Raw genomic sequence first — 11,457 nt, 5'->3', positions numbered from 1 at the left:
CAAGCTGCGGCCCGAAAACCAAGGGAAGAGACAATGGGACTTTTCAAGAAACTGACCGGTGCGGCACTGGCCTGCACCATGCTGACCGGCGCCGCAGTGGCGCAGGACATGACCTTTTTCCGCATCGGCACCGGCGGTGCAGGCGGCACCTATTTCCCGATCGGCGGCATCATTGCCAACGCGATTTCCAACCCGCCCGGCTCGCGCGAGTGCGGTGAGGGCGGCAACTGCGGCGTGCCCGGCCTGGTGGCGATGGCGCAATCGACCAATGCATCAGCCCATAACGTGAACGCGATTCAGAATGGCCAGATGGAAGCGGGCCTGTCGGGTGCGGCCACCCTGCACTTTGCCTATCACGGCAAGGGCAAGTTCGAAGGCAACGCCAAACCCGACCTGCGGGTGATTGCCAACCTCTATCCGGAAGATCTGCACCTGGTGCTGCCCGAAGGCCACAAGCTGGACAGCTTGGCCAGCCTCAAAGGCAAGCGCGTTGGCATCGCCCAGGCGGGCTCCGGCACTCAGATCGCGGTTGAGCTGATCCTGGACGACCACGGCGTGAACCGTGACAACATGGATGAAGCCGAGCTGAACAACGCCCAGTCCGCCGAACGCATCGCCGACGGCCAGCTGGATGCCTATTTCTATGCGGCAGGCACTCCGGTGGCAGCAATGATCCAGCTCGACAACACCAAGGGCATGGAGCTGCACAACTGGTCGGCGGAAGAGATCAAGATGGCCAATACCACCGTGCCCTACTACATCCCCTCGACCATTCCGGCCGGCACCTATCCGGGTGTGGATTATGACGTGAACACCGTTGCGGTCTCCGGCATGCTGGTCACCAACGCCAACATGTCCGAAGAGCTGATCTACGGCATCACCAAGGCGATGTGGTCCGATACCGCGCGCAAGCTGCTGGATAACGGCCATCCGAAAGGCAAGGCAATCACCCTGGAGACCGCGCTGGACGGTATCGAAGGCATCGGTGTGCCGCTGCACCCGGGTGCTGAGCGTTTCTACCGCGAAGTCGGCCTGCTGAAGTAATCTCTCCCCCTGAACTGCGGCAGCAGGGTGCGCCTTGCTGCCGTTTTTTATCTCCCGGTGCCCCTGTCTGCTGCCCCCTGACTGCTGCGGCGGATGCACGGCGTTTGCACCGGTGAAACTCCTGGAATTGGAGACCCCGATGTCCCTGGACACCCATCTCGACAACAAAGCGCTTGAGGAGCTGGAGAAGCAGTACGACTCCGCTCTGAACACGCGCGACAACGGACCCAAGCTGACCGGCGTCATCTATTGGGCCTCCATCGCCTTTGCCCTTTACCACCTGTGGACGGCCGGGTTCGGCACACCGGTGGACCATGTGCATATGGGCATTCACCTGGCAGGGCTGTTCCTGTTCATCTTTGTGGGCTTCCCGCTGATCAAATCGGCGCGCAGCCTGGAATGGCGCGGGCCGAACCCGCTGCGCCCCGGCAATGTGCCCCTTTATGACTGGGCACTCACCGGCCTCAGCATGGCGGCAGCGCTGTTCCTCTGGGTAAGCTGGCGCGGCTTTGACATGTTCGGGTTCGACATCGCCGAGCAGGCGCTGCGGCAGGGCAACCCGTCCGGCCTCGATGTGTTCTTCGGCTCGGTGCTGATCCTGACGGTGCTTGAGATCGCCCGGCGCACCATAGGCTTTGTGCTGCCGCTGATCATTCTGGTGTTCATGGTCTACGCGCTGTTCGGCCCCTATATGCCGGCGCAGATCCTCAAGCATCCGGGCGTGAACTGGCAGCAGTTCGTCAACAACATGTATTTCCCGTCCGAAGGCATTTTCGGCGTGACGCTGTGGGTGGTCTCCACCGTGGTGTTCCACTTTGTGCTGTTCGGCGTGGTGGCGCAGCGGATGGGGCTGGGGCAGTTCTTTGTCGACAATGCCATGCTGCTGGCAGGCCGTTACACCGGCGGCCCGGCCAAGGTGTCGGTGGTCTCCTCGGCCTTTTTCGGCACCATTTCCGGGTCTTCCATCGCCAACACCGTTTCCACCGGCTCGCTGACCATCCCCAACATGAAGAAGCTTGGCTACCCTGGCTATTTCGCAGGCGGGGTTGAGGCAGCGGCGTCGGCTGGCGGGCAGATCACGCCGCCGATCATGGGCGCGGCGTCTTTCCTGATGGCCGAATACCTGGAGGTGCCCTACACCACCATCGTGATTGCGGCGATTGTGCCGGCGATGATGCATTACATCGGGGTGATCTCGATCGTGCATTTCACCGCCAAGAAACTGGGCCTGACCGCTTATCCCAAGGATCAGCTGCCGAAGTTCCTGCAAGTCTGGAAAGACGGCTGGTACACGATCATTCCGCTGATTGCCCTGCTGCTTGTCTTGTTCTCGGGCTATTCGCCGAACATGGCGGCGTTTATCGGCCTCAGCCTGTGTGTGGTCACCGGTTTCTGCGCCTTCAACAAGCCTGCAACCATGCTGATCCCCTTTGTCTTGCTCGGATTCATATTGTGGAAGGCCTCGCCCTATTCCGGCGAAGGCTACAGCCCCGTGATGGCGGGAATGCTGGCAGCGCTGACCATCCTGGCCTGCCTTCACCGAAACGAGCGGCAGAAGTTCCGGGATCTGTTCGACAGCTTCCATGTCGGCGTGCAGTATGCGCTGGCGGTGGGTGCAGCCTCGGCGGCCGTGGGTATCGTGGTGGGTGTGATCAACACCACCGGCGTTGGTTTCCGCCTGGGCTTCATGGTCACTGGAGGTGCTGCAGATATGGCGGCGGCTCTGGCCCCGCTTCTGGACTGGACCACCATCGAGGCCTTCAGCCAGCCGTCGATTCAGCAGTTCCTGTCGCTGGTGCTGATTGCCATGGCCTGTATCCTGATGGGTGCCGGCCTGCCGACCACGGCGCTTTACATCATGCTGGTTGCGGTTGCGACGCCGGCGCTGAGCCAGCTGGGCGTGCCGCCGCTCGCCACCCATATGTTCGTGCTCTACTACGGTGTGATTTCCGAGATCACCCCGCCGGTCTGCGCCTCGGCTTATGCGGCGGCGGGGATTGCGGGCTCCAACCCGTTCCGCACCGGCCTCAATGCCTTCACCCTGGGACTGGGCAAGCTGATGGTGCCGATGGTGTTTGTCTATGCGCCGGTGATGCTGATCGTGCTGCCCGAATATTTCACGTGGCTTGGCTTCATCCAGGTGACCGGCACTTGCGCACTGGGCGTGTTTGCTATCGCCACGGCTGTGTCGGCTTATTTCCTGGCACCGCTTAGCGGCATCTGGCGGCTGCTGATGGCCATCGGGGGCCTGCTCTTGGTGGCGCCGTCCGGCGGCTCGGACATCGCGGCTCTGGTGATCATGGCTCCGGCCCTGGTGCAGCAGCTGGGCCAGCAGCGCAAACTGCAGGCCGAGGCCGCTCAATGAGCGGCCTGGCCACCCCAGACGTAACGGTCCTGGGGGCCGGGATCGTCGGCATCTGCTCGGCCCTTTCCCTGGCCGAGCGGGGGCTGCGTGTCCGGCTGATTGACCGCGATGCGCCGGGCCAGGCGACATCCTACGGCAATGCCGGCATTATCTCGCCGTGGTCGGTGGTGCCGCAATCGATGCCCGGACTGTGGAAGAAGGTGCCGGGCTGGCTGCTGGACCCGCTGGGGCCGGTGTCGGTAAAGCCCGGCTATCTGCCCAAGGTCGCACCCTGGGGGCTGCGGTTTCTGTCCGAAGGGCGCGAAGGGCGGATCCAGCAGATCTCCGATGCAATGGACACGCTGAACCGGAACTGCGTGGAGATGTACCGGCTGCATCTGGCCGGCACTGGGCATGAGGACTTGGTGCAGGACAGCTATTACGTCCACGCCTTCCGCAATGCGGAGGCTGCGGATCTGAGTTCCACCGACTACCGGATGCGCCGTGAGCGCGGGGCGGAGTTGGAGCGGATTGGCGCCAGCGAATTGCGCGATCTGGAACCCGCTCTGACGCCGGAGTTCCAGGCAGCGATCCTGATCAAAGGCCAGGCGCGGGCGACCTCTCCGGGCCGCATCTGCACGGTTCTGGCAGAGAAGTTCCAATCCATGGGCGGCGAGATCCTGGCCCAAACTGTGCGGGGCATCCTGCCCGCCGAGCGCGGCGGCTGGGCCTATACCACCGATGCGGGCCAGGAATGGACGCCGAAGCTGGTGCTGGCGATGGGTGTCTGGTCCGGAGAACTGCTGAAACCGCTGGGCATCAGGATCCCGATGGAATCGGAGCGCGGCTATCACGTGTCGTTCAAGAACCCGGGTGTTACGCTCAACAACTCGATCATGGATATGGACATGAAATTCGTGGCCTCCTCAATGGAGGAAGGCTTGCGGGTGGCGGGCACCGCCGAGTTTGCAGGCCTCGACCAGCCGCTCAATCAGAAACGCCTCGACGGGCTGGTCGAACTGGCCAGGGCGCTGCTGCCTGATCTGAATGCAGCCGACATAGACACCTGGTCCGGCCAGCGCCCCAGCCTGCCCGACAGCCTGCCCTGCATTGGCGAGGTCGAGGGCTTCCCGGACCTGATCGCCGCCTTTGGCCACAGCCATTATGGCCTGATGATGGCGCCGAAAACCGGGCGGCTGGTGGCTGATATCGTCAGCCAAACCCCGATGAACGAAGACCTCGCGCCGTTCCGCGCGCGGCGGTATGAAAGGATCAAGACATGACCATCCACCCCGGCGGGCAGAACATCTGCGGCGTCTCCATCGGCGTGCTGGCGCTGGAGAGCTATTTCCCCAAGCCGCCCGGCCATATCAAGAACCCCTCCAGCCTGCAGTTTACCACGCTGTATGAAATGCTGGACGGGATCACCGTGCCAAAGCTGCTGGCCAATCCGACAGGCGAGATGAAGGACCGGCTGATCGATGCCGCCAAGCGGCTGGAGGCCAAGGGCGTGCGGGCGATCACCGGCTCTTGCGGGTTCCTGGCGATTTTCCAGAAAGAGATCGCGGCGGCGGTGAATGTGCCGGTGTTTGTCTCCTCGCTGATCCAGGTGCCGCTGGCGCATCAGATGACCGGGCGCACGGTTGGGGTGATCACCGCCTCATCCGGCAGCCTGACCGAAGCGCACTTGAAGGGTGTCGGGGCGGAACATACGCCGATTGCGGTGCAGGGATTGGACGATGCGGAGGAATTCTCCACCGTGATCCTGCGCAATGAGCGCACCGCGATGGACCTGGCCAAGGTTGAGGCGGAACTGCTGGCCGCGGCCAAGGGCATGATTGAACGCAATCCGGAGATCGGCCCGATCGTGCTGGAGTGCACCGACCTGCCGCCTTATGCGCATGCGCTGCAGGCGGAGCTGAACCGGCCAGTGTTTGATATCATCACCCTGTCTGAGATGGTGCATAGGGCTGCGCTGCGTGTGCCGTTTTCTGGCTTCATAACCTAAAAAACGCTGAGGGCAGCGTCCGACCCTGGGTGGGTGCGTAAGCGCCCTCCCGTGGGGAGGGTCGGGCGCTGCCCGGCCTGCGGCCGGGCGGTTCGTCTCGTTATAGAAGCCTTGCCGGGCAGTGCCAGCTGCCACAGAGATTTCCGGCTCTGAGCCCCCAAATCTTTTGCATGTAGCGCGAGGTGCTGGCCATTAATCTGGCGCGGAAACCAAATTCCACCCGATAGGACCATCATGAGCCAGATCACCGACACAATCCTTGAGCAAATCAGAGACCGCTTTGCCCAGGTCGACAGCTGCCCGCAGCAGGGCAGCCGCATCTTCTTTGAAAACGCCGGCGGCGCGCTGACGCTGAAATCGGTGGTGGAGACCTCGGCCCAATACGCTGCCATCGCCGACAACCAAGGCCGCGACAACCCCGGCAGCCACGAGCTGGTGCGGGTGATCAACAAGGCCAAGGACGACATGCGCGTCTTCATGAACGCGCCGGGCGGCCAGTTCTTTGCCGGCGAAAGCGGCACCGAGCTGTTGTTCCGCCTGATCATGAACGCCTGCCTCGGCTCGGCTGAGGGCGGCACCGTGCTGGGTTCGACGCTGGAGCACCCGTCAACCCGCTCCGCCTGTGCCCGCTGGGCTGGGGTGGCGCGGCAAAAGCATGTGCTGATCGACCATGACGACGCCAGCGGTACTATCACCGCCGATGCCTATGCCAAGGCCGTTACGCCGGAAACCGTGGTGGCAACCATCGTCCATACCTCGCCTGTCACTGGCATGGGCGTGGACCTTGCCGCCTGCGCCGCTGCCATCCGCGAGGTGGCACCGGGCTGCCTGATCATCGTTGACGGCATCCAGCATGCCGCCCACGGGCGCATCGACCTGGAGGCCTATGGCGTCGACGGCTATGTGATCTCGCCCTACAAGATGTTCTCGCGCCATGGCTATGGCCTGGCCTGGATTTCCGACCGGCTGACCCATGTGCCGCATAACGCGCTGATCGACGGGCCTGAGGACAACTGGGAAATGGGCACCCGCGACACCGGCAGCTATGCGACGCTTTCGGATGTGGCCGATTACCTGGAATGGCTTGGCGGAGAAGTCAGCGATGCCACCGACCGGCGTGCGAAATTCGTAGCTGCGGGCGAGGCCATCCATGCCCATGAAAAGGCCCTGACCGATGCAATGATCCGCGGTACAGGCAACCTGCCCGGCTTGGCGGAAATGGAGGGCGTCACCATTCTGGGCGGTGCCGATAACCCGGCCAGAGAAGGGCTGGTTTCGCTGACCGTGGAGGGGGTTCCATCGGTGGATGTGGTAAAGCGGTTGAACGAACAAGGGATCCGCACCCATCTGCGCAAGGCGGATCACTACTCCGGCAACATCCTGGCACCGCTGGGCATGGATTCTTGCGTGCGTGTCTCCATGTGCCACTACAACAGCGTCGGAGAGGTCGCCAAGTTTCTTGGAGTCATGAAAGAGCTGACGAGCTGACACCTTTCAACCCAGCCGGGAAGTACCGAAACAGGCTGTGCTCTTGGATGGGGCGCAGCCAGCATCCTGTCAACGGGAAGGCTCCCTTGCGGCAGGCATGCCCTGACTATCCGGCCCGCTGCGCACAACAGCGATCATCGCCGCCAAGGCCAACAGGCCGAAAGGCAGGCAGGAAAGGAAGATCCACCTGCCGGCATCCGCGGCCGCGGCGGGCGTAGCTGCGGACACAAACCCGGCTGCGTTTGCGGCAATACCGGTATAGGCGGCACCCAGGGCGTAGCCCAGCCTTTGAACAGTGGGCATCGCCGCTGAGATCCGCTGCACCTCCGCCGGATCGGCAAGGGATGTTGTCCGCCGCAGGATGAACGTCCACGCCATGCCGAAACCAGCCCCATCCATTGCAGCGAACACCGCGATCAGCCAGACCGGGCCGTTTGGAATTGCATAGACAAATCCGGCAATGCTCAAGACAACCAGCGTGATCCCGGCCCCGATCATCCGCCGGTCCAGCCGTTCGGGCGACCCGCTGACCAGAACAGCCGCAATGGTCCACCCAATGGAAGAACAGGCCGCAAGAAAGCCGGCGGTCAGAGCAGAAACACCATGAATTGCGGTGACCAGAAGCGGTCCGAAGGCAGTCAGCGCAATAGTGGCCATGGACAAGGACAGGATCATCACAAAGGCGGCGCCGGTGGTATTGCGCAGGCTGAACGGGCGGTTTGGAAGCAGCCGGTCTGCTGCGGCACGGCCATCCAGCTGCAGGAAAACGGCCAGGCAAAGCAACCCCGCCGCAACAAGAACCGGGGTTTGCAGCGCTCCGACTTCAATTCCGCCGGTGGAAACCAGCAGCACCGCCAGAAACAGCAGCGCCAAGCGCCTGACAGGAAAGCTGCCCGCACCCTGCCCCTGCGGAGCGGGCAAATCCGGCCGCAGCGCAATCCAGGCCGCAAGCCCGAAGGCTTGAAGCGCAAAGAAGCCGAACCCCCAGCGCCATGTCGCATATTCGACAAAGAAACCGCCGATCAGAGGGCCCAGAAATGCCGAAATGCCCCAAAAGGCCGAGACCATCGCCAAAGCCCGCGCCGTATAGCGCCGGGGAAACATGACCCCCACGGCAACAAAAGACATGGAGACCAGCCCGCCGCCGCCAAGCCCCTGCAAACACCGGCCTGCCAGTATCAGAGCCATGTTCGGGCTGGCCGCGCTTAGCAAGCAGCCAAACCCGAACAATGCCGCGGCAAGGCTCATCGGCGCCCGAAGCCCGTGCCGCACTGTTAACAACGCGCTGGCAGCGCCAGCAACAACCGAAGCGATCTCGTAGAGAGACACCGACCAGCTCACCACACCGGCCCCGCCAACCTCGGAAACGATGGAGGGGAGCATTGTCGCAACGATCAGCGAGTCGGCTGCGTGCAGCCAAACCGCGAGACAAACCAGGGCAAGTGGCGGCGCATGGGCGCTTGTCAGAAACTCTTTCCACGGCACAAAGCTGTCTGCATCTGGATTGGTGCCTGCTGCTGTCATTTTGCTTTCCTCGTTCGGACAGCAGTATTGCTAGGGCCTCAACGTTGGTTGAGGTCAAGGGAAAAAATCAACTGTTGAAACAGGCACCAGGGCAGAACATGGCAATGCAGCGGGCCTCAGTATGCACCCGGTCGCCGGCAGTGGCGTCGGGGCGCAGTATTCAAACCGGCCGTAGGTCGGCTGCGGCCAGGAGAGGCCACGGCTGCGCTCGCGTCTTCTCCGCCCGCATGCCAGAACACCGCAGTCTAAGTGGCTTCCCTCCCCCGCCTGGCCGTCGTTGTGCCGGCCTACGCCCAGAACCGTTCCTGCACCCGGGCCAGGCGCGCTCCCTGCGGTGTTTCCACGGTCAGTTCGGTGCCGTCCTGCCAATGGCCCGCCTCCACCATGCCGATGGCCACATTGGTTGCGAAATCCGGAGACCAAGCGGCGGATGTGACCTGCCCTGCGCGCAGACCGTCTTTGAACAGCAGCCAGGCAGTGCGTGGTGGGATGACCGGTTCACCTGGGATCGAGATGGCCCGGATCTGCCGGGCCGGCCCGCTGGCCAGCTCAGCCGCCAAAGCATCACGGCCAATAAAATCAATACCTTCCGCAGGGCAGCAGAATTTGCCCAGCCCGCATTCCAGCGGGGTGTTCTCGGCCGTCATATCATTGCCGTAGCTCAGCAGCCCGCCCTCGATCCGCTCAATCAGATTCGGGCAGCCCGCGCGGACGTTTAGGTCTTCCCCGGCTTTGAACAGCGCCTCCCACAGCGCCATGCCGTGCCGGGTTCCCTCGACGTAGATCTCGAAACCGCCCTGCTTGGAATAACCCGAACGCGCGACCACAAAGGACGTGCTTGCGAACGGCAGCCGCTTCTGGCGGAAAAAGCGGATGTCATGCACCGCGCTGCCAAACATCCGCTCCATCAGCGCTTCTGCCTTGGGGCCTTGCACCGCGAGCGGCGACACGTCGGGCTCGAACACCTCGACATTCAGCCCCGCACCGATGGCCAGCCCCTTGACCCACAGCAGCAGATCGCTGTCGGCGATAGAGATCCACCACCGCGTATCGCTGTGCTTGACCGCCACCGGATCGTTGAGCATACCGCCCCGCTGATCGGTGACCGGCACATAGTAGCACTGGTCATCCTGCATCCGCGACAGGTCGCGCGGGGTCAGCATCTGCATCAGCCGCGACGCATCAGGGCCGTTCAGCTCAATCTGCCGTTCCACAGCGACATCCCAGACCTGCACATGGGTCTTCAGATGGTGGTAGTCGGCTTCGACACTCTCAAACACCGTTGGCAGCAGCATACGATTATAGACAGTGTAGCCTTTCACGCCGGCGGCCTCGACACCGGGGGTGAAGGGCGTGTCGCGCAAGCGGCGGGAATGGGAGATCATGTGGCTCATTCAGGTGCTCATGGTTTTGGCGGTTTCGCGAAGCTGAAACTTCTGGATCTTGCCGGTTGAGGTTTTGGGAAGTTCTGTGAAAACAACGGCTTTGGGCCGTTTGAAGCCGGCCAGATGTTCGCGGCAGAACTGGATGATATCCTGAGCTGAGACGTCGGAACCGGGGCGGAGCTCGACAAAGGCGCAAGGGCTTTCGCCCCATTTCGCATCGGGCATGGCAACCACGGCTGCAGCCTGAACAGCCGGGTGGCGGTAGAGCACCGCCTCCACCTCGACCGAGGAGATGTTTTCGCCGCCCGAGATGATCACATCCTTCAGCCGGTCGCGGATCCGGATGTAGCCATCCGGGTTCACAATTGCGCCGTCGCCGGACCAGAACCAACCGTAGGCAAAGGCCTTCTCCGTCGCGGCGGGGTCCTTGTAGTAGCCCTTCATCACAGTGTTGCCGCGCACCGCAATTTCGCCCTGGGCCGCACCGTCGCGGGCAACCGGCTGGCCGGTTCCGGCATCAATCACCGCAACTGCCTCGACCATCGGCATGGCAATCCCCTGCTGCGCCTGCTGTTCAGCCTGCTCAACGGCGCTCAGCCCGTCCCAGCTGTCCTGCCACAGGCACTGAGAAATGTGGCCGTAGGTCTCAGTCAGCCCGTAGACCTGGGTCACCTCGAACCCCATCGCGCGGGTCTTTTCCAGAACTGACGGCGGCGGCGGTGCGCCTGCCATCAGCACCCTGACTGCCGGATCGAAGGCCGCATCCGCTTCGGCCTCGGCCAGCATTTGCAGCACAATCGGAGCCGCCCCGAAATGGGTCACGCCGTTGCTGCGGATGGCGTCCAGAATGCGGTCCGCGGCCGGGGTTCTGGTGAAGACCATGGTGCCTCCCAGCATCGCCATCACCCAGGGGTGCCCCCAGCCGTTGCAGTGAAACATCGGCACGACGGAGAAGTAGACCGGGTAATGCGGCAGCTGCCAGGCCGCCACCGTCCCCAGCGCCATCAGATAAGCACCGCGGTGGTGATAGACCACGCCCTTGGGCCGTCCGGAGGTGCCCGATGTGTAGTTCAGCGCAATGGCATCCCATTCATCTTCCGGCAGGCCATGCGCAGCCGTCTCCGCGCCCTGTTCCAGCAAGTCTTCGTAAGACATGCCGCCAAGCGTTTCCGTGCATCCGGCCTCAGGGTCGGCAATTTCGATGACCGGGATCGAACGCCCCAGCAGCTTAAAAGCATTGGCCAGCAGCGGGATCAGCTCCTGGTCGGCGATCACAAGCCTGCTTTCGGCATGATCCAGAATGTAGGCAATTGTCTCTGTTTCCAGACGGGTGTTCAGCGTGTTGATCACAGCCCCGGTCAGCGGCAGTGCAAAATGAAGCTCAAACAATTCCGGGATGTTCGGGCACAGCACCGAAACCGTGTCGCCCTTGCCGATCCCCTGCGCCGCCAAGCCATTGGCTATGCGACGCACCCGGGCCGCGACGTCCGCCCAGCTGCGCCGCAGCCCGCCATAGATCACCGCAGTCCGGCTTCCGTGCAGGCTTTCCGCCCGGTTCAGGAACGACACAGGTGACAAGGGCACATAGTTGGCGGCTGTCTTTTCAAGGCGGGCATAGAGCTCTTGCATGGTCTTCCCCATTCGATGAATGCGCGGCTTTTGAA

At 62.8% G+C, this 11,457-nt stretch carries 8 protein-coding genes; 5 read left to right on the top strand and 3 right to left on the bottom strand.

Annotated features, from left to right (window positions below):
• Positions 1-33 precede the first annotated feature (33 nt).
• The 5 genes from RA19_RS19175 to RA19_RS19155 all read left to right on the top strand — a co-directional run bounded on the left by RA19_RS19175 (position 34) and on the right by RA19_RS19155 (position 6,884).
• On the top strand, positions 34-1,044 hold the full coding sequence (locus RA19_RS19175; protein WP_039165680.1) for a TAXI family TRAP transporter solute-binding subunit: 1,011 nt from the start codon (positions 34-36) through the stop codon (positions 1,042-1,044).
• Between the two features lie 139 nt (positions 1,045-1,183).
• Positions 1,184-3,409 (top strand): TRAP transporter permease, encoded by a 2,226-nt coding sequence (locus tag RA19_RS19170; protein ID WP_039165676.1) that lies wholly within the window; start codon positions 1,184-1,186, stop codon positions 3,407-3,409.
• Positions 3,406-4,671, top strand: a complete 1,266-nt coding sequence (locus RA19_RS19165; protein WP_039165674.1) for an NAD(P)/FAD-dependent oxidoreductase — start codon at positions 3,406-3,408, stop codon at positions 4,669-4,671. The genes RA19_RS19170 and RA19_RS19165 overlap by 4 nt, the downstream gene beginning before the upstream one ends.
• On the top strand, positions 4,668-5,396 hold the full coding sequence (locus RA19_RS19160; protein WP_039165672.1) for an aspartate/glutamate racemase family protein: 729 nt from the start codon (positions 4,668-4,670) through the stop codon (positions 5,394-5,396). Before RA19_RS19165 ends, RA19_RS19160 begins: the two co-directional genes overlap by 4 nt.
• 234 nt (positions 5,397-5,630) lie before the next feature.
• A complete protein-coding gene (locus tag RA19_RS19155) occupies positions 5,631-6,884 on the top strand; it encodes an aminotransferase class V-fold PLP-dependent enzyme (protein WP_039165669.1) in 1,254 nt (417 codons plus the stop codon).
• 69 nt (positions 6,885-6,953) lie between these two features.
• On the opposite strand, the gene RA19_RS19150 is transcribed toward RA19_RS19155, so the two are convergent.
• From RA19_RS19150 to RA19_RS19140, 3 genes are all read right to left on the bottom strand, one after another.
• A complete protein-coding gene (locus tag RA19_RS19150; protein WP_052261943.1) occupies positions 6,954-8,408 on the bottom strand; it encodes an MFS transporter in 1,455 nt (484 codons plus the stop codon).
• 287 nt (positions 8,409-8,695) lie between these two features.
• Positions 8,696-9,802: a dimethylsulfoniopropionate demethylase gene (locus RA19_RS19145; RefSeq protein ID WP_082020624.1), complete on the bottom strand. Its 1,107-nt coding sequence runs from the start codon at positions 9,800-9,802 to the stop codon at positions 8,696-8,698.
• The gene (locus tag RA19_RS19140; protein WP_039165666.1) at positions 9,803-11,434 is read right to left on the bottom strand and encodes an AMP-binding protein; all 1,632 of its coding nucleotides are present in this window, start codon (positions 11,432-11,434) and stop codon (positions 9,803-9,805) included.
• Positions 11,435-11,457: the final 23 nt, after the last annotated feature.

Origin of the sequence: Leisingera sp. ANG-M1, assembly GCF_000813745.1 — a bacterium.
In the GTDB taxonomy this organism is placed as follows: domain Bacteria; phylum Pseudomonadota; class Alphaproteobacteria; order Rhodobacterales; family Rhodobacteraceae; genus Leisingera.
Note: the sequence above shows the minus strand (reverse complement) of the source record. Positions and strands in the feature narration are given on the sequence as shown.